12 protein-coding genes are annotated in these 20,996 nt (G+C 34.1%); 7 read left to right on the top strand and 5 right to left on the bottom strand.

Features of this window, described 5'->3' with window-relative positions; genetic code table 11:
• Window positions 1–232 precede the first annotated feature (232 nt).
• From DZ60_RS0104970 to tsaB, 6 genes are all read left to right on the top strand, one after another.
• Window positions 233–934, top strand: a complete 702-nt coding sequence (locus DZ60_RS0104970; protein WP_025740987.1) for an ABC transporter ATP-binding protein — start codon at window positions 233–235, stop codon at window positions 932–934.
• On the top strand, window positions 927–2,156 hold the full coding sequence (locus tag DZ60_RS0104965; protein WP_025740986.1) for an ABC transporter permease: 1,230 nt from the start codon (window positions 927–929) through the stop codon (window positions 2,154–2,156). Before DZ60_RS0104970 ends, DZ60_RS0104965 begins: the two co-directional genes overlap by 8 nt.
• Window positions 2,157–2,175: 19 nt before the next feature.
• Complete coding sequence (locus tag DZ60_RS0104960) at window positions 2,176–3,438, top strand: ABC transporter permease (protein WP_025740985.1); 1,263 nt, start codon at window positions 2,176–2,178, stop codon at window positions 3,436–3,438.
• Between the two features lie 31 nt (window positions 3,439–3,469).
• Complete coding sequence (locus tag DZ60_RS0104955; RefSeq protein ID WP_025740983.1) at window positions 3,470–4,591, top strand: efflux RND transporter periplasmic adaptor subunit; 1,122 nt, start codon at window positions 3,470–3,472, stop codon at window positions 4,589–4,591.
• 302 nt (window positions 4,592–4,893) lie between these two features.
• Window positions 4,894–6,330 (top strand): TolC family protein, encoded by a 1,437-nt coding sequence (locus DZ60_RS0104950; protein ID WP_241448721.1) that lies wholly within the window; start codon window positions 4,894–4,896, stop codon window positions 6,328–6,330.
• A 116-nt stretch (window positions 6,331–6,446) separates the two neighbouring features.
• A complete protein-coding gene (gene tsaB / locus DZ60_RS0104945; RefSeq protein ID WP_025740981.1) occupies window positions 6,447–7,112 on the top strand; it encodes a tRNA (adenosine(37)-N6)-threonylcarbamoyltransferase complex dimerization subunit type 1 TsaB in 666 nt (221 codons plus the stop codon).
• Between the two features lie 153 nt (window positions 7,113–7,265).
• On the opposite strand, the gene DZ60_RS0104940 is transcribed toward tsaB, so the two are convergent.
• From DZ60_RS0104940 to DZ60_RS0104925, 4 genes are all read right to left on the bottom strand, one after another.
• Window positions 7,266–7,982, bottom strand: a complete 717-nt coding sequence (locus tag DZ60_RS0104940) for a hypothetical protein (protein ID WP_025740979.1) — start codon at window positions 7,980–7,982, stop codon at window positions 7,266–7,268.
• Window positions 7,983–8,294: 312 nt separating this feature from the next.
• On the bottom strand, window positions 8,295–10,397 hold the full coding sequence (locus DZ60_RS0104935; protein WP_081740396.1) for a thioredoxin domain-containing protein: 2,103 nt from the start codon (window positions 10,395–10,397) through the stop codon (window positions 8,295–8,297).
• Window positions 10,398–10,551: 154 nt separating this feature from the next.
• Window positions 10,552–10,752 (bottom strand): dodecin family protein, encoded by a 201-nt coding sequence (locus tag DZ60_RS0104930; protein WP_025740975.1) that lies wholly within the window; start codon window positions 10,750–10,752, stop codon window positions 10,552–10,554.
• Window positions 10,753–10,876: 124 nt separating this feature from the next.
• Window positions 10,877–11,788, bottom strand: coding sequence for a NifU family protein (locus tag DZ60_RS0104925; RefSeq protein WP_025740973.1), 912 nt, complete (start codon window positions 11,786–11,788; stop codon window positions 10,877–10,879).
• Window positions 11,789–12,090: 302 nt separating this feature from the next.
• Here DZ60_RS0104925 and DZ60_RS0104920 point away from each other — a divergent pair, with 302 nt between their 5' ends.
• Window positions 12,091–13,125 (top strand): PorP/SprF family type IX secretion system membrane protein, encoded by a 1,035-nt coding sequence (locus DZ60_RS0104920; protein WP_025740971.1) that lies wholly within the window; start codon window positions 12,091–12,093, stop codon window positions 13,123–13,125.
• Window positions 13,126–13,620: 495 nt separating this feature from the next.
• Here DZ60_RS0104920 and DZ60_RS0104915 read toward each other — a convergent pair whose 3' ends face one another.
• Complete coding sequence (locus DZ60_RS0104915; protein WP_025740969.1) at window positions 13,621–20,391, bottom strand: fibronectin type III domain-containing protein; 6,771 nt, start codon at window positions 20,389–20,391, stop codon at window positions 13,621–13,623.
• Window positions 20,392–20,996 lie beyond the last annotated feature (605 nt).

The raw sequence follows: 20,996 nt of genomic DNA, 5'->3' as shown, positions 1-20,996 counted from the left end.
ATCTTTTTAACATTTTCATAACAGGAATAACTGTAACGAAATTCTAACATATTCCGTCTTATGGGATAAGATAATACTAACTGTTCAAAATTATTTTTAGTAAGAAAAACAATCGTCTTTCTTCGAGTTGTAATTATATGTTAGTAATTCTTAATGAAGAATAGGGTGTTTTATTGAGGTGAAATCAAAGTGTAAAAGATATTCTACCTCAGAAATCTTAATCAAAAGTAGTATGATTGAAATAAAGGACTTACATAAGTCATATCAAATGGGGAGCAATTCGCTTCATGTACTCAAGGGAATAGATTTTAGTGTTAAAGAAGGTGAGTTGGTTGCCATTATGGGATCATCAGGTTCGGGTAAGTCTACATTACTTAATATTTTAGGAATGCTTGATGAACCAGATGCAGGAAGCTATGTTTTGGATAATGTACCTATAAAAGCATTAAATGAAACTAAAGCAGCCCGATATAGAAATCAATTTTTGGGATTTGTTTTTCAGTCTTTTAATTTAATTAATTACAAAACAGCCTTAGAGAATGTAGCACTACCACTATATTATCAACGAAAAAAGCGTAAAGAAAGAACAGAAAGAGCAATGTCTTACTTAGAAAAGGTAGGTTTGGCAGAATGGGCCACCCACTTGCCTAGTGAATTATCTGGAGGGCAAAAACAAAGGGTCGCTATTGCAAGAGCTTTGGCGGCTAACCCTAAGGTATTACTAGCAGATGAGCCAACGGGAGCATTAGATAGTACCACTTCATACGAGGTAATGGATCTCATACAAGGAATTAATGATGAAGGTAAAACAATTTTGGTAGTAACACATGAGCCAGATATTGCGGATATGTGTAAGCGTATTGTACATCTTAAGGATGGTGTTATTGTCGAAGATAGAAAAGTAGAACAAGTAAGAGCGTCTCAATATGTTTGATAGAGATAGATGGCAAGAAATATTCGAGGCTATTGGAAAGAATAAGTTGCGTACTTTTCTTTCTGGGTTTACAGTATCCCTAGGGATTTTGATATTCACCATTCTTCTTGGTTTGGGCAATGGACTGCTGAATAGTTTTTTGACCAGTTTTGTTGATGATGCACAAAATGTCATTTTTGTTCGAGGAGGAAATACATCAATGGCATATAAAGGTTTTCAGGAAAATAGAAAAATACAGTTTGAGAACGAAGATTTTGAGTTTGTAAATACTAATTATAAGGGGAAAATAGAATATTCGACCCCAAGAATTTATCGCAATGGATTGGCAAAGTATCTGGGTGAGTCAGGCAATTATCAAGTTCGGGCAGTAAATCAGGATCATCAATATATAGAAAAAACGATCATGATGAAAGGTCGGTATATTAATGAGGTAGATGTCGAAAATAAGACTAAAAATATTGTTATTGGTAGGTTGGTAGAAAAGGACCTTTTTAAGGAAGAAGATGCACTGGGTAAAATACTTGATGTAGATGGTATAGCATTTAAGGTTGTAGGGGTTTTTCAGGATAGTGGAGGAGATAATGAAGAAAGAATTATCTACATGTCTTATAAAACGGCTCAATTTCTTTTTGGAAATAATGAGCATTTGGATCGAATAAATTTATCGTACAATATGGCGATGAGTACACAACAGGCCATTGATTTTTCGAAGCAAATAGAGAAAGATTTAAAGCAAAAATTTGATGTAGCGCCTAATGATCAAAGTGCGATACGAGTGCGAAGTTTTGCAGAAGATATTAAGCAAACGATGGCTATTCTAGGAGGGATTTATGCAATTATATTTATTATAGGTATTGGGACTTTAATTTCGGGAGTTATAGGTATTGGTAATATTATGACTTTTAGTGTAAAGGAAAGAACCAAAGAGTTGGGTATTAGAAAAGCCCTAGGAGCATCTCCAAGATCAATTATAGCAATGGTGCTTCAAGAATCTGTTTTGATCACATCTATAGCCGGCTACATTGGTTTGGTCTTAGGAATTCTTATTTTAAAACTAATCGGTAATAATCTTGAAGAATTCTTTATTCTTAATCCAAAAGTAGATACCAATATTATTGTTATTGCAACAATGACATTAATACTTTTTGGATTATTAGCAGGCTATATACCCGCAAGAAGAGCGGCCAGGATAAAACCAATAATTGCATTGCGAGATGAATAATTTAAAAAACTATTTTGGTATGAAATTTATTTTCGAACGAGATACCTGGCAAGAAATATATGGTGCTATTCGCAAAAATAAGATACGAACTATTATTACTATTAGTGGTGTTACATGGGGTGTCTTTTTGTTTGTGTTTCTTTTGGGAATGGCCAAAGGATTAGATAATAGTTTTAGAAGTCAGTTTAATGATTTTGCAACCAATACAATGTTTGTTTGGGGAGAACAAACCAGTATGCCTAACAAGGGGTTTAAAAGAGGTAAAGGGATCCAATTAACACTAGATGATGTTGATGTTCTAAAATCACAGATTGATGATATAGAATATATAGCTCCCAGAAATGTTACAGGACGTTGGGGGACACCTCCCGGTCAATTTGTGAGAGGTTCAAAATCAGGTGCATTTTCGGTATACGGAGATTATCCTACAATAGATAAAGTGTCAAAGAAAAAGATCTTTGACGGGGGGCGTTTTATTAATGAGGAAGATATTAAATACCAAAGGAAGGTATGTGTTATTGGCGAAGATATTTATAAGCAGTTTTATGAGAAGGACGAAAACGCTATCGGGGATTATGTGCAAGTCAATGGTATTTATTTTAAAGTAATTGGTGTATATAAGCCGACGCAAATGGGATTCGAAGGAGATGACTCTATTTTTCTTCCGTTTACAACTTTTCAAGGGATTTTTAATCAAGGAAAGAAGATTTCCTGGATGGTAATCACTGCAAAGCCAGATAAAGATATTGTTCAAACAGAGGCTACCATAAAAACAAAATTAAAGCAATTACACGATGTGCATCAGGCAGATGATCAGGCATTTGGGAGTTTTAATATGGGAGAAGCAGTTGCCAAAACAAATGGATTTCTTACAGGCATGCGTTTGATTACATACATTGTAGGAATTGCAACACTTATTGCAGGAGTCATTGCCATAGGTAATGTTTTGTTAATTACAGTAAAAGAACGAACCCGAGAAATAGGTGTGCGAAGAGCTTTGGGTGCAACGCCAGGAGAGGTTAGAGGACAAATTATGTTAGAGTCTATTTTACTCACCTTTGTAGCAGGATTGACAGGTTTTATATTAGGAACTATGCTGCTTTGGGGGATTAATAACGCAATAGGAACCAATGAGGATATACCTATTCTTAACCCTACTGTAGATTTTTTTGCTGTAGTCGGGGCATTATTGTCTATTGTGGTACTGGGTACATTAATAGGATTAATACCAGCTCAAAAAGCTGTTAGTATAAAACCCATAGAAGCATTAAGGGAAGAATAAAGTAACAATCAAAAAGAAATAATCAATCAAAATGAAAAAGTTTTTTAAAATTTTTGCACTAGTAATTTTGGGTGCTTTACTAGGTTTTTCTGGTAAATATCTTATCGATTCTAATAGTAAATCACCGATTACATTTACTACAGAAAAAGCATTTAAGACATCGATAGAGGAGAAAACCGTCGCCACGGGAAAAGTGATTCCCGAAGAAGAGGTAGAAATAAAGCCTCAAGTATCAGGAATTATTGAGAAAATATTTGTCAAAGAAGGGGATTTCATAAAAACGGGTGATTTAATAGCAAAGGTAAAAGTTGTGCCAAATGAACAATCATTGAATAGTGCTAGAGGACGAGTACAAAATGCTAGAATAGCACTAGATAATTCACAGCAAGAATATAATCGTAATAAGGCGCTGTTTGATAAAGGAGTAATATCCACTCAGGATTTTCAGAATATAAAATTACGTTATAACCAGGCAGAACAAGAGGTCAGAAACGCTGCAAACGATCTACAAATAATTCGTCAGGGTTCAACAGGAGGTGCCCAAGCTATAACTAATGTAAGAGCATCGGTTTCTGGTACCGTTTTAGAAATTCCAGTAGAAGAAGGCGATCAGGTAATACAAAGTAACAATTTTAATGATGGGACTACGGTGGCAAGTATTGCAGATCTTGATAAAATGATTTTTGAAGGAAAGGTAGATGAAGCAGAAGTAAGCAAGCTTAAGATAGGAATGCCTCTTAAGGTAAGTTTAGGCGCAATTCGGGATAAAGAATTTGAGGCAAAACTAAAATTTGTAGCTCCTAAAGGAACCGAAGAACAAGGAGCAGTACAATTTAAAATCGAAGGTGAAGTGTATTTAGATGATTCTTATTTTATAAGAGCTGGTTATAGTGCCAATGCTGCTATGATATTAGGTACTAAGGATAATGTTTTGGCTATTAAAGAAGCATTGTTGCAGTTTGATGAAGAAAACGGAGACCCCTTTGTAGAGATTAAAACTGGTGATCAGGAATTCGAAAAAAGAGAGATAAGAATAGGGTTGTCTGATGGTATTAATGTCGAAATTACTTCTGGTATCACAGAGGAAGATGAGATAAAGGTCTGGAATAAAACAGAGCCTATAAAAAGAGATGCAGAAAATAAAAATAATTAATACCAATATAAAAGTGGCTATTAATTGAGGCTTAAAGGTTTGTTTTTTAGTTGTTTGTGTCTTATTTCGATTTTAAGATGTTCGGATTTGATTTATGGTATTAGATAAATAAATACAAACTTTAATAAAAAACATGTAACAATATTAGTAGAAGAGTTACTTATACAATATTGTTAAATACAAGTATTGAGAACTAGGCTTAAAATAATAGAACTCTCATTATATAAATAAAAATGCGACTGTGACGTGTCAAGAAATTAAAACTGATTTATAAACTTCAGGGCACTACTAAATTTTGGCTAATGAAAATAATAAAAAATAAGAACAAGTTTTCTATTCAAAAAAGTGATTTAAGTACTAAAAAAATGATTATAAGAACGTTACAAGTGTGTTTTGTGTTTTTTATAGGGATATCTTCATATGCACAAGAAAAGAATTGGACTTTGAGAGAATGCGTTGAGTACGCATTAGAGAATAATATCTCGATAAAACAATCTGCATTGGATCTCGAAACTACAAAGATTGATAAATTAGATGCCATAGGTAATTTCTTACCTTCGTTAAATGCTTCGGCTTCTAATTCCTGGAGTTCGGGATTGGCAAATGACCCTCAGACGGGAACTAATAGTATTCAAACATTTCGAAGTTCATCTTATGGGGCAAGCACCGGAATTACAATTTTTGATGGATTAAGTAATTTACGCCAACTTCAGCGAGCTAAGCTAAATATACTCTTGAGTAAATATAATTTAGGAAAGTCTAAAGATGATATTGCATTATTCGTAGCAAATAGTTATTTGCAAGTTTTATTAAATAAAGAGTCTCTAAAGGTAATTCAAAAACAACATGAGATTACCCTAGAGCAACAACAAAGAACACAAGATCTTGTAGAAGCGGGGGTTTTACCGCAAGGAGATCTTTTAGAGATAGAAGCCACTTCGGCAGATGAACTAACACGAATAGTTCAAGCAGAAAATGCAGTACAAATTTCTTTAATTAGTTTAGCTCAAACTCTTTTGATAAAGGACTACGAGAAGTTTAATATAGCAGAACAGGAATACTTGGTCCCTAATGCGGATATTTTAGATAAACCCATTGATGAAATAAGGTCTAGAGCAAGAGAGGCAAGATACGAAGTTCAAATTGCAGAGCAGAGTAAGTTAATTGCAGAAAAAGATGTAGAAATCGCCAAAGCAGGATATTACCCTACATTGACAGGTTCCTTTGGGGTTAGTACTTTTGAAACAGATGCAGAAAGACTTATTGGTGTAGATACTTCAGGAAACCCAATAATCGGTAATCCTTCTCCAGTTTTTGATCAATTTTCTGATAATTATAGTTTGAACTACGGAGTTTCTCTTTCAGTTCCTATATTTAATGGGTTTTCTGTAAAAAATGCTGTTAAAAGAAGTAAGATTAATGTCAAAAGAACCGAGTTTCAATTAGAGCAGGCAGAGCTAGATCTTGATAGTAATGTGTATCAAGCTTATTTAGATGCAAAGGGAGCTGCAGAAGCGTTTGAAGCTGCTCAGGTATCAGTAAAGGCCCAAGAAAGAGCTTATGAATATGCTAAGGATCGATATGATGTAGGATTAACCAATGCATTTGATTTTAACCAATCAAAGTTTAGACTCGAAAATGCGCAAAGTCAGGAAGTACAAAACAAGTTTGACTACATTTTTAAATTAAAAGTACTTGAGCTTTATTTTGGTATAAAAGTGGCAGATATTAAACTCTAACGGGCAGGAGGTATCTATCAGGTTTTCTGGATAGTTTATTAAGTGTTGTTAGTTTCGTATTTGTGCGAGTATAATATGGTTAATTAGAGTATCTTTGAACAAATTTTTTTGAAAAGATGGACTACATTCTTTGTATAGAAACTTCTACTACTAATTGTTCTGTTGCCGTAGCAAAAGGATCCGAAATAGTAAATTTAGAGGAAGATTATAATACTACATATTCTCATGCAGAACAACTCCATAATTTTATCGATAAAGTTGTAAAAGAAGCAGGATTGTCTCTTAAAGATCTTTCGGCTGTAGCTGTAAGTATGGGCCCTGGGTCCTATACAGGACTTAGGATTGGAGTATCCGCAGCAAAAGGGTTGTGTTATGCACTAGATATTCCGCTGATTGCAATATCGACCTTACAATCATTAGCTTTACAAGTAGAGGATCAAGATGAGAATTATGTAATTCCAATGATAGATGCGAGAAGAATGGAGGTGTATTCTGCAGTTTTCTCTTCTGACTCTAATAAGCAAGTCAGAGAAACAAAGGCCGAGATACTTACTGACACTTCTTTTCTTCCGTTTTTAACGGATAAAAAAGTATATTTTATAGGAAATGGTGTTGATAAATATACTACTATTTGTACTTACAGTGATGCGGTATTTATTACGAACAAATTACCTTCAGCAAAAGAAATGGGGGTATTAAGTTATGCTAAGTTTTTGAACAAGGATTTTGAGGATGTTGGTTATTTTGAGCCATACTATTTAAAGGATTTTGTGGCTGGATAGTCTAGTTTGTTTACTATTCAATAAAATTTCACTTTAGAAAATAATATTAGGACTAACTATTTTGAAAAAAAATACCACCTGTATATGCTACAGATGGTATCGCGTTTTTATTAATGTAAGTATATAACCATATACTACCTATTGAATCAGTTGTTAGTTTGTTCCTGAGTTGCTTAGTAAGCTTCTTGATATTCCTGAGTCAGAACTCTTCAAGGCATTGTAGCGAGCTACTAAGCGAATTAGATCCTCTTCCTTTCTAAGACGAAGTTTCTCTTTTTTCAAATATTGCTCTAATTCATTTTCCTTATCGTTGAATGCAGCAAGCATTTCTTTTTTGTTCATAGGTAGCTCCATAATCACACCTGATTCCTCAAGATAATAGGTGGTTGCAATTTTAACCTTTCCTACATCTTCACCATCGGTAGATTTTTTAACCATTGATGTTTGTGCAACAGGATCTATAATATCTGTAGTTAACTTTTTGTAAATACGATATCTGTCGTTAAGTTCTACAAGAATGTAATAACCATCTTTATTCATTCCTCTTTGATTTTTAAAATTACAATAGTAAAAATAATCACCATCTATTCTTGCGTGAATAGTAGGACTCTGAGTAATGGCAAATAATTCGTTTGATGGGGTTGTAAATTCTAGAGCGTCACTATATACATTATACTTTAACTTTGCATCAAATGTTCCTGATTTTTCGTCAATAACACTTGATTCTTTGTAACGACTCTTCATATATATACTACCCTCGTATTCATCATACATGGTAATTTTTTCGGTAGAAACAAGTAAATTTCGCGGTAATTGTGCTACTAAAGTAGTTGAGATTAGGGCACAAAATAAGAGTAAAGTTTTTTTCATAATTCAATAGATTTAGGTTTTATAAAAGTAGCTAAATGCTTGGATATAAGCAATGAATAAGGGTTTTAGCTGATAACTTTTACGGAATTTTAACTAAAATCACTTAAATCACCGAAAAATAATAAGAAAAACAGTAATTTTAACAGTTTATTCGCATAAAATATTTACGGTAAAACCGTAAAAAAGAACAATTTGAGTGAAATAGAAGTGCTTTTTAGTAAAGAAAATCACCAAAAACGACGAGTTTTAAGAGCGAAAACGTTTTTTTTAATTCTAAAAATTTGATTTTCAAGTATAACAAGTGTTAGTTTGTCATTGTATTATTTTAAGAACTTTGTCTATTTCTTCTACAGGAAATTTACAGGCATTATTGACACAAGTATAAATGAGTGTTTTTTCTTCGACAAATCTATTTTTTAACAAAACTTGCTCAGAGTTTGATATACCACCTGCTATTAATTTATTTGGAATATAGCTTGTATTAAATTCTTTAAGTTTGGTTTTGGCATTTTCACCAATGATTACTATCTCATAAAAATCGAACGAAAAGTTAAGCATAAGATCTAACCAATTAGAATACCCAGATGCATATGATTTGATTTCTGGTTTAATATTATGAAGCATATACTTACTTATTTCTTTATAGTCTGATCGATCATAATAATGAGATAATAAATATAAATTTTTTGCCATAATAGAATTAGAAGCAGGAATAACATTATCACTTGATTCTACAGTTCGGGTTATTAGGTCAGGATCCTTATCAGACGTAAAGTAAAATATATTTTTCTCTTTATCATAAAAATGGGTTAGTGCATATTCGGTAAGTTGTTTTGACGCATTGAGCCATTTTTGATCAAATGTATTTTGATACAGGTTAATAAAAGCCTCTATAATGGTGGCATAATCTTCTAAATATCCATTAACACTACTTTTTCCGTTTTTGTAATTATGAAATAAGGAGTGGTCCTTATTTAACTGATTCTTTTTAATGAATTCTGCGTTTTTTAGAGCTGCGTCTAAAAACCTTTGTTCTCCAAAGACTCTATAGGCATCAAGATATCCCTTGATCATTAATCCGTTCCAGGAGGTTAATGTTTTGTCATCTAATCGAGGTCTTGAACGTTTAGAACGCTCATCAAGAAGATGGTTTTTCCAATAAGCAAGTTTTGCTTGCAATGTTTTATTGTCAATTTTATACTGAGCACAAAATGCAGAATTGCTGTCTTTTCTAATGAGGACATAATTATCTTTTTCCCAGAAGCCGTACGAACTTATGTTGTAGTAATTAGAGAAAAGTTCGTAATCATCTTCTAAAAGCCTTTTAAGCTCTTCCTTAGTCCATACATAAAATGCACCTTCTTCTAATTCGCCCTCTGCCGTTGTACTATCAGCATCTAATGATGAATAAAAAGCACCTTCTTCATTAGTTAGTTCTCTTGATACAAAATCTAATGTCTCATATACTACGTTTTTGAACCAAAGGTCTTTGGTAATCAAATATGCGTCAGAATATAGACTCACTAACTGGGCGTTGTCATATAACATTTTTTCAAAATGGGGTACATGCCATTTATCATCAGTAGAATATCTAGAAAAACCTCCTCCAACATGATCATAAACGCCTCCATAGGATATCTTTGTTAATGTATTTTTTACAAAAGTCAATAATTCTTCATCCTTGGTTTGATATGCATACCTAAGTAAAAATTGATAATTATTGGGCATCATAAATTTTGGTACTCGTTTTGTACCTCCTTTTTGGTGATCAAAGTGTGTACTCCATTCATTTACTGAGGAATCAATAAACTCTTTATTAAAATTAACTTCTTCTGTGTTTACTTCTACGATAGAGGTTGCTTTAATCCCTTGTTCGAGTTTTGATGCATAATCAATTAATTTTTCTGGTTGTTTTTGATGTAAATCAGCCATTTGCTTTAGTGCATCAATCCATGCGCCTTTTTTAAAATAAGTCCCACCCCAAACAGGTCTTCCGTCTGGTAATGTAATTGTATTAAGGGGCCATCCGCCACTACCTGTCATTAATTGTACCGCACTCATATATACTTGATCGACATCGGGACGTTCTTCGCGATCTACTTTAATATTAATAAAATGAGTATTCATAATTTCTGCAACCTTTGGATCTTCAAAACTTTCATGTTCCATCACATGACACCAATGGCATGCAGCATATCCTATACTTACAATGATTAGTTTATTTTCTTTTTTTGCTTGCTGTAGTGCTTCTTCTCCCCAGGGTTTCCAATTAACAGGGTTATGAGCGTGTTGCAATAAATAAGGACTCGTTTCCTCAATTAAGTCATTTGTGTATTCATGTTCTGGCATGGGAGTTTTTTTTTGACTTGTACAAGAAATGGCAAGGATAGATAACAGTAGAAACCAGTATTTCATTTAGGATAATTTTAATATAGTATAAAAGTATAAAAAGCATCTCAAGAATATTGAGATGCTCTTTGATATTATTTCATAAATTTAAATACTACCTTTTGTAGTATCTATTTAAGAAAGATGACTAGAATATAATTTTGAATACGTCTTAATTAAGTTACTTTATTTCGAAAGACACTTTAAGGTTTATTCTATATTCAGAGATTTCACCATCTTTTACCATAACTTTTTGATCAGATACCCAAGCAGACTTGATATTCTTTACAGTTTTTGAAGCCTGTTTTATACCATTTTTGGTGGCATCTTCCCAACCTTTTTCAGAACTTGCAATAATCTCTATTACTTTAACAATTGCCATTTTAATATTTTTTAGTTATTACTTTATGTGAATCTCTAATATACGGGATTGTTTATTCTTAATAAAGTAAATAGAGTGAATATTTTAACAGTATTTCCGATGACAGCTAATTTTTTTCGGTAAACTACCCATTTATTGCTTCTACTGTTTCTACTTTGTCCTTTAGCATTTCTTTGAGCATACTTTCTATTCCGTTTTTTAGGGTAAAGGTAGAAGATGGACATCCGCTACATGCACCTTGCAGGATTACTTTTACAGCTTTACTTTCTGGATCATAAGAATCAAATAAAATATTACCACCGTCGCTAGCTACTGCAGGTTTTATATATTCTTCTATAATATTTACAATATCTTTTGAGGTGTCATCTAATTTTTCAAAATCTATATCAGCTTGCTCTTCTATACTGTTTTTGACCAGAGTGGCATTATCAGATAAAACTGGTTTTCCTTGCTCTAGATAACTACGTAAAAATTCTCGAATCTCTAAGGTGATATCGTTCCAGTCGGCCATGTCATATTTACTGATAGAGATATAGTTCTCGCTAATGTAGACTTCTTTTACAAACGGAAAATGAAACAATTCTTTAGCCAGTGGTGAATCTGTGGCTTCATCAATATTTTTGAACTCGTGTCCCGCAGTTACTAATTTTTTATTAGCAACAAATTTTAATACCGCTGGATTTGGAGTGCTTTCTGCATATATGGTAATTGCTGTTTTTTTGGCAACTTTAATATCTGTTTCGCTAATAACGGGTTGACCACTATTAAGGTAATTTTTAATTTGTTCTGCCACTTCATCCTGCACATCTGACCATTCTACAATATCATATTTGTCAATGGCTATAAAATTTTGAGCAATAAAAATTCTTTTTACAAAAGGTAGATAGAATAATTGTTGTGCTAATGGCGATTCCTTAGCCTGATCTATATTGTCGAATTCATAGCTGGTATGTTGCGTTAAAAAGTAGTTAGCTTCAAATTTGATAATACCTGGATTAGAGGTAGTTTCTGTTTTTATTTCGAAAATCTTTTCCATGGGCTAATTTTTTTGCAAATTTACTAAAAAGCATTAGGATACTCTAGGTATAATAGTATATAATGCACTTTATAAGTAGGATGAGATATTGCTTAATTACTGTTAGAATTACCATAATAGAACACTTCAAAAGCCTATATCTCTTATATTCTGACAAAAATTTATATATTTGAGAGATTAACCTACTATAGTACTTTTAAAAAAAATATTGAAGATCAACAATATAAACTATTTTTTTAGAGTTTAAGTTTAGTTGGTTTTTCAGAAAAATCTATTTAGCCCCCTTTAATGATAGAGTCCAAATGAACTTAAAAACATTTTGTATCGTATGCTTTGTGATGATTACTTCTCAGTTTGTAACAGCGCAAGAGGGTATACCAGTGTATGCAGATTATCTTTCTGATAATTTATATTTGGTGCACCCTGCGATGGCGGGAGCCTCGAATGCGAATAAGATTCGCCTTACTGCTAGAAAGCAGTGGTTCGATGTTAACAACGCTCCGAATTTACAAACATTAAATATTAATTTTAGAACTGGCCAAAAGTCGGGTTGGGGAGGAATTATTTTCAAAGACGAAAATGGTCGTTTTTCTCAAACTGGTTTTTATGCTACATATGCTTATCACTTGTTATTTTCACGTGATAGAACCGATCTTAATATGTTGTCCTTTGGACTAAGTGCCGGTTTTATTCAATCCAATGTGAATACTACTGATTTATTCGATTCTTTTGATCCTGACCCCGTTGTACTAGATAGGATTCAGAAAGATTCCTATTATAATATAGATGTTGGATTTTCTTATAATTATTTAGAATGGTACGCCCATTTTACTGTTAAGAGTTTATTACCTGTTACCAGAGATACTTTTGATAATGCAGAAAGAGACGGAGAGTTTGGAGATTCTAGTAACCAACGTAGATATGTATTCTCTTTGGGATATTTGTTTGGTTTGGGAAGTACGGATTTTAGCTTAGAGCCCTCAGTTATGTATTTACTCACAGATGAAACCCAAGAAGCTTCTCTCGATGGAAATTTAAAGACGTATTATGAATTAAATGATAATACAACACTGTGGGGCGGAATGTCATATCGTCGTAATTTAGACGGTGCAGAATATTCTAATGACGGATTGACTATACGAAATCAGCAATTGCAATATTTCACCCCATTTTTGGGTGTGAATTATAAAAAATGGATCGTCGGATATACTTATAGTTATCAGCAGAACGATGTTGTGATAAGCGATGGAGGATTTCATCAACTTACCTTAGGATACAATTTTGGTAAGCTCAAAGAAAGATGGGATTGTAATTGTCCAGCTGTTAATTCAAAATAAAATTACGTTTTCTTATATTCTAATTTATTGTAAAATTTGTTTTTGAGGTTTAACTCTCGAATGCAATCAAAACACTCAATTCGTTTAGAATCAAACTAGCATTATTAGTTTGTATTAAAAGTATGATGCTGTTTTTGTTGAAAATTTGCACTAAATTTTTGGGTAGAATAGGATAAATTCATTTAATGAGATATTATTTAACCCCATTATGCGGTTTAAAAATCTATTAATAGGAGTAAGATCTAAGCCTAACGGTATCACTTTACCTTTTAATGTGATATTACAATATTATACCAAAACTAATAACGTACCGAAGTTTATTGTTTCTTAAGGTTTAAGAATGATGCTTTACCACTTACAATTAGATTTTGCTTTATCATGAGATTCGGTAGTAGAAATATTTATGAGAACTAAGCTTGACGAATACAAAATAAAAAGCGCTCATACTATTCTATGAATAATTGAGCGCTTTTCTTATGATATGCGGTAATAAATTTATTTAACCATTACTTTGTGAGTGGTTATCGTTTTACCATTTTTAATTTTTAGTACGTACATTCCCGACACTAGATTTTTTAAAGGTAATATCGTTGCTTTTTTATGTAATACAGTATTATAGACTTGTCTTCCGTCAACTGAATGTATAGTAATATCCCTATCTAATGTTAATTGAGAAGAATCCTTAGGTTTTATGTGTAACACTATTGAATTTCCCTCTACTATGGTTGGGTAAATCGTAAAACCATAATCTTGATTAGAAAACGAATCAAGCGTTTTATTTGCATCATCAAACCAAACTCTACTATTTCCGTTTTCATCATTGAAATCTACTAATTCATCCCATATGTAATCAATAATATCTTCGTAATTATTATTGACTCCTACAGGGATTTCGCTAGGGATAACAAAAGATAATGGAGGTTTCTCTTGATAGATAGCCATATAATGAACTAATGCAGTTAAGAAGTACATAATGGGTTGTCCGTGAACATTATCTTCAAACAAATCAGGAGCTGTAATTGCTGCTAATGCTGGAAAATCGGTAAGTAACCCACTAACTATTGAACCGGCAGGTATTAGTTTAACATTGGCATCGGGGTTAGCATTTACCTGATCTTGTAACAATACCCACCAATCATGGAAACTACCTCTGGTTAAGGTGTTAAAATCAATCAAATCCTGAGCAGTAACGTTTTGTATATCTTTATCCGCTACATCAGGCCAATTTTCGTAGATATAAAAAGGAATATTTGCTGTCTCTGATCTCACATAATCTAATACTCTCAACGTCGCTTCATAAGAGCTACTATCCATAAATAAATCCGAAGGATCCTGATATTGATTAAAATTAGCTTCGGTAACAACCACGTTATCAAAATCAGAAACTGCAAAAGTTTGATCCCATGCATTGGGAACAATATCAAAATGCCACGTATGAGTTGGAGGCAATGTCTGAAGTGGTAGGAAGCCAAATTGACCATCAGCTGTATAATTGTATCCAGCTTCTTGAGCTAATAAGTAAAACCAATGAGGTATACTTTGATTACCAAAAGTATGTGCTACAAGGCTATGTCCAAAATAGTAAGTCTTGAGCTCTTCTAGAGGGCCATCAGATAGTGTTCTAACAGTAAAGCCTGTAGAAGGAGAGATATTTCCGGCTGCATCTAAAGCGACTATTTCAAATGCATAAGAAGTTGCAGGATCAAGACCTGTAAACGTAACTTCTGGTGCATTAACTTCAAGAACAGCATAATCATCAGTAATGTTAAAAACCCAATAACGAGCGATGCCAACATTATCAATAGCCTCATCCCAGATTAAACTTATAGAATTTTCTGTTCTTCCGTTGAGTGTAATAGAAGTTGGTGCCAATGGAGGTGTTGTATCTTCACCAGATTCTTCTGCTGTTTGTACTTCTAGATTTTCACTTTCTTCAGACCAGTTACCAGCGGCATCTCCTGCTGTCACGGTAAATGTATATACTGTTTCTGAAGCAAGATTTTCTACCTCTAAAAATGTATCTGTTACCTGTATTGGTGTAGCTCCATCTACGGATACTCTATATGCAGTTACTTCGGTATCATCACTTGACGGATTCCAGGATATTCGTATAGAATTTTCGGTTATATCCGATGCTACTAGATTTTCAGGAATACTGGGTGCTGTAACATCTATTATTGTTGATGCTTCTTCTGTGGTAACCATTAAAGAGATTGTTTCAGATTGATTACCTGCAGCATCTATGGCTATTAATGCAAATTCATATAAAGTGTCTGGTTCAAGATCAGTAATGATTGCCTGAGGTTCCTGAACTTCAACTACTGTATACCCGTTAGTTACATTAAATACCCAATAATTTATGACTCCTATATTATCGGTAGACTCGTTCCATGTTAAACTAACAGAGTTTTGAGTTATTTCACTCACGATAAAATCTGTAGGGTTTGAAGGAGGGGTTACATCATCATTGTTATAATTTAAAGTTTCTACAGTTAGGCTTTCACTTTCATCAGACCAGTTACCGGCTGCATCTCCTGCAGTTACGTTAAATGTATAGGCTGTTTCAGCAGTAAGATTTGTTACCTCCAAAAATGTATCAGCAACCGCTACGGGAGCGGTTCCGTTGATAGACACATTATATGAAGTAACTCCGGTATCATCTGTTGATGGTTCCCATGATAGTCTAAGTGAACTTGATGTTACATTAGAGGCAGTTAGATTCATAGGAATACTTGGTGCTGTGGTATCTTGATTATCATCTGAGAGGGTTTGAACATTTATTCCTACATTTTCTGGCGACCAATTTCCTGCTGCATCTAGTGCTATAACACTTAATTCATATGTCGTATTGGGTGTTAACCCGTCTACAGTAATGAAATTATCATATACTTCAATCGGATTATCTCCATTTAAGAAGAGCCAGTATTTTACTACGCCTACATTATCGGTAGCTTCATCCCAAGTACATGTCAATGAATTTGTTGTGATATTAACTAATGATAATCCTGTTACCATATTTGGTCGAGTGGTATCATCCCCGGATTCTTCTTCTGTAGTAATTGTCAAAGAAATTATCTCAGATTGATTACCAGCGGCATCTAATGCTACTAATACAAACTCGTATAAAGTTGCTGGTTCAAGATCATTAATTATTACTTGAGGTTCTTGAACTTCAATGATAGAATAATTATCAGTAACATTAAATATCCAGTAATTCGTAACTCCAATATTATCTGTTGCTTCATTCCAGGTTAAGCTAACAGAATTTTGAGTTATTTCGCTTGCGTTAAATTCTGTTGGGCTAGAGGGAGGTATTATATCTACGATCTGATCTTCGAGTGTCATCACTACTAAATTTTCACTTTGATCAGACCAGTTACCTGCTGCATCTCCTGCAGTTATGGTAAATGTATATTCGGTTTCAGCGGTAAGATTTTCGACTTCCAAAAATGTATCAGTAACCTCTACAGGAGCGGTTCCGTTAATAGACACATTATATGAAGTAACTCCTGTATCATCTGTAGATGGCTCCCATGATAGCCTAAGTGAACTTGATGTTACATTAGAGGCAGTTAGATTCATAGGAATACTTGGTGCTGTGGTATCTGGATTATCATCTGAGAGGGTTTGAACATTTATTCCTACATTTTCTGGCGACCAATTTCCTGCTGCATCTAGTGCTATAACACTTAATTCATATGTCGTATTGGGTGTTAACCCGTCTACAGTAATGAAATTATCATATACTTCAATCGGATTATCTCCATTTAAGAAGAGCCAGTATTTTACTACGCCTACATTATCGGTAGCTTCATCCCAAGTACATGTCAATGAATTTGTTGTGATATTAACTAATGATAATCCTGTTACCATATTTGGTCGAGTGGTATCATCCCCGGATTCTTCTTCTGTAGTAATTGTCAAAGAAATTATCTCAGATTGATTACCAGCGGCATCTAATGCTACTAATACAAACTCGTATAAAGTTGCTGGTTCAAGATCATTAATTATTACTTGAGGTTCTTGAACTTCAATGATAGAATAATTATCAGTAACATTAAATATCCAGTAATTCGTAACTCCAATATTATCTGTTGCTTCATTCCAGGTTAAGCTAACAGAATTTTGAGTTATTTCGCTTGCGTTAAATTCTGTTGGGCTAGAGGGAGGTATTATATCTACGATCTGATCTTCGAGTGTCATCACTACTAAATTTTCACTTTGATCAGACCAGTTACCTGCTGCATCTCCTGCAGTTATGGTAAATGTATATTCGGTTTCAGCGGTAAGATTTTCGACTTCCAAAAATGTATCAGTAACCTCTACAGGAGCGGTTCCGTTAATAGACACATTATATGAAGTAACTCCTGTATCATCTGTAGATGGCTCCCATGATAGCCTAAGTGAACTTGATGTTACATTAGAGGCAGTTAGATTCATAGGAATACTTGGTGCTGTGGTATCTGGATTATCGTCTGAGAGGGTTTGAACATTTATTCCTACATTTTCTGGCGACCAATTTCCGGCTGCATCCAGTGCTATAACACTTAATTCATACATTGTATTACTTGTTAAGCCTTCTACTGTAACCGCAGTATCATATACTTCTATAGGGTTATCTCCGTTCAGAAAGAACCAATACTTTACTACCCCCACATTATCGGTAGCTTCATCCCAAGTGCATGTCAATGAATTTGTTGTGATATTAACTAATGATAATCCTGTTACCATATTTGGTCGAGTGGTATCATCGCCAGATTCTTCTTCTGTAGTAATTGTCAAAGAAATTATCTCAGATTGATTACCAGCGGCATCTAATGCTACTAATACGAACTCGTATAAAGTTGCTGGTTCAAGATCATTAATTATTACTTGAGGTTCTTGAACTTCAATGATAGAATAATTATCAATAACATTAAATATCCAGTAATTCGTAACCCCAATATTATCTGTTGCTTCATTCCAGGTTAGGTTAACAGAATTTTGAGTTATTTCGCTTGCGTTAAATTCTGTTGGGCTTGAAGGAGGGGTTATATCTACGATCTGATCTTCGAGTGTCATTACTACTAAATTTTCACTTTCTTCAGACCAGTTACCAGCAGCATCTCCCGCTGTTACGGTAAATGTATATTCGGTTTCAGCAGTAAGATTTTCGACTTCCAAAAATGTATCAGTAACCTCTACAGGAGCGGTTCCGTTAATAGACACATTATATGAAGTAACTCCTGTATCATCTGTAGATGGCTCCCATGATAGCCTAAGTGAACTTGATGTTACATCAGAGGCAGTTAGATTCATAGGAATACTTGGTGCTGTGGTATCTGGATTTGTGTCCTCCAGAGTTTCTACAGTTAAGTTTTCACTTTCTTCTGACCAGTTTCCTGCTGCATCTCTTGCAGCTACGGTAAATGTATAAATAGTATTTTCGGTTAGGTCTGCTATTTCTGTAGAAGTGTCGGTAATAATTATTTCAGTACCATTATCAATTGAGATTCTATACGCAGTTACTCCAACATTGTCTAGAGCTGCAGTCCATTCTAGTGTTACAGAATTAGAGGTGATTTGAGACGAAACAAGATCCGTTGGTATAGTTGGAGGTTCTGTATCGGGATTCGGATTGCCTTGATAACCAGCATTATTCTCGATAACTGCCCTATATTTTGGAGCAGGGATTACAGAAGTGTCTTGATACATAGATTCTAATATTCCCCAACTGCCGTAGCGGGCACCTATACTTCCTATCATTGAGAAATTCATTAATAATAATGGTTCATCACCAGTTTGAATGGTTCTAATCATATCAAACCATTCATTATATAAATCATACATAGAATCATCCCGTTGTATAGCTTCTAGGGCATGATCATATGTTGAGGATGCCCCAAAAGGTACGGGTGTAAAATGTTGTCCGCCTTCATAAAAGGTGATTTTTTTATTTAATTGCTGACACAAATTATTTACATCTTCTATATACCCAAAATATGTTGGCATATGAGTCCTTGCAAAGTCAGCAATATGGGTAACCGTTGCTGCCGCACCTAATTCGTCTAATCTAGCTTCGTCTTCTTCTGAAAATGTAAAATAAAAACTTGGGGTAATGGCATCATAGTGGCTGTCATCTACACGCGCAGCAACTTCTTCTCCGATCGCAATCCAGGATAATTGAACACCAACGACCCTTGTTATTCGATCTAGTTGTCCTTCAAAAACATCGGTCCATATGCTTAGACAATTATCCATCATAGATCCCATTCTGGTTCCCCAGGCATAATCTCCATCACCTTCTCCATACTTATTTACCCATTGCGTCTGTCCAAAGGCCCAATTCCATACTTCATTACTATATTCTACATGTAAGTGACGATCTGGTTCTAGGTTGTCTCTAAAAAATGCAGCCATGTTAGAGATATATTCATTACTAGCTCTATGAGGTACACAAACCCAACCATCGGCGTCTAATTCATTCATTAATCGTATCATCATTTCATAAGGAATACCTTTTGAATCTGTCCAGGTATAGTTGTCCATTCTTGCACGTTCATCCCAGTCAAAAAGAGTAGGAGTGTCCCAGCCTTCTGAAGTTCTTCCCCAGTTATTGGTTTTTCCCCAATCCATGAACCTGAAAGCATTGAATGGTGAAATCTTATCAAGCCAGACTTGATAGAAAGGCTGGGTCTGATACGTCTCCTCTGTTCCTGGCATTAATACACGAATGTTATGAATAGGATCGGATAATTGTGATTCGTTGATTCTCATTTCGATAAAAACACCTGGGTCACTGAATGAAAAAGTAATCCTATGGTTTTCTTCTGATAAAATTTCAAATCCGGGGCCAGAAACAAAACCTAAGTCACCTGTACCTTCCCATAGGACAGTATACGTTCCTGCAGGCCAACCATCTGTTATTGCCCAAACTGTTGCTAATCTTTGATCAAACTCTGACGCTTCTATTGATTGTGGGATGTGTGTGGGGTATCCGTCTTCTCGATAGGTTAGTTCATCTTCAAAACCAGAAGTATAACCGGCATTGGGATCATCAATAGATTGAGAGTACCATTGTCTACAGGTTCGCATTAAATCAACAAATGGGATTTCTTGACCATAATCTGCAAGTCCTCCTAAATTTGTTCCAATCCTCAGTTTTTCTTGATCAGGTAATTGCTGTGAATGCATCGGTGCGTAACAACTCATGAGACAAAACAAATAGAGTAAGTTTCTAGCAATGATGCTCTTTTTTTGATAATAACTAAAAGCTAATTTTTTCATTTTAAATAATAATTTAATTTGTGAATTTTTATTTTCAACAATGTGTGTAATTATTAGAAATGATAGCTAATTGGTCTCTTTTATAGTAGATATTATAATTTGGTGGATATACTATAAGGTATGTACTTGTTTTCGGCTCAAATTTTTGCTGCTCTACTAAAGATTAGGATAGTGTGTGTGTTTCCTATTAGTTTTACATATAATGTTTATGCCCTTAAAATGGAGCATACATTAAACTCTTGCCGATTATCAAGTACTATTAATTGTTTGATGTTTAAAGATACGTATAGACCGATGTGTTATTTATACGTCTAATTTTAGTAGATAGAAATATCTGCAGAATATCAAGGTTTTCGAATTGAAACAGAGTACTACTCTTAATTGATGGAAGAATGTTTGTCGTATGTTTTTTCTTGATTTTTTTGGGGTCAAATGTTTGAGGCATTGTGATTTGATTGTTAGGTTTGTAAAAGTTATAGTTCGATTTGTGAGGGTAAAGTTAAAATATCCTAAACGTATAGAAAACACGGTTTTCAGTGATATTTGAAATTTTAGTCAAAGGGATGGTTTTGAAAATGATCAAATTAGTTGGTGTTCAAGAAAAA

Origin of the sequence: Aquimarina pacifica (genome assembly GCF_000520955.1) — a bacterium.
Lineage (GTDB): Bacteria > Bacteroidota > Bacteroidia > Flavobacteriales > Flavobacteriaceae > Aquimarina > Aquimarina pacifica.
Note: the sequence above shows the minus strand (reverse complement) of the source record. Positions and strands in the feature narration are given on the sequence as shown.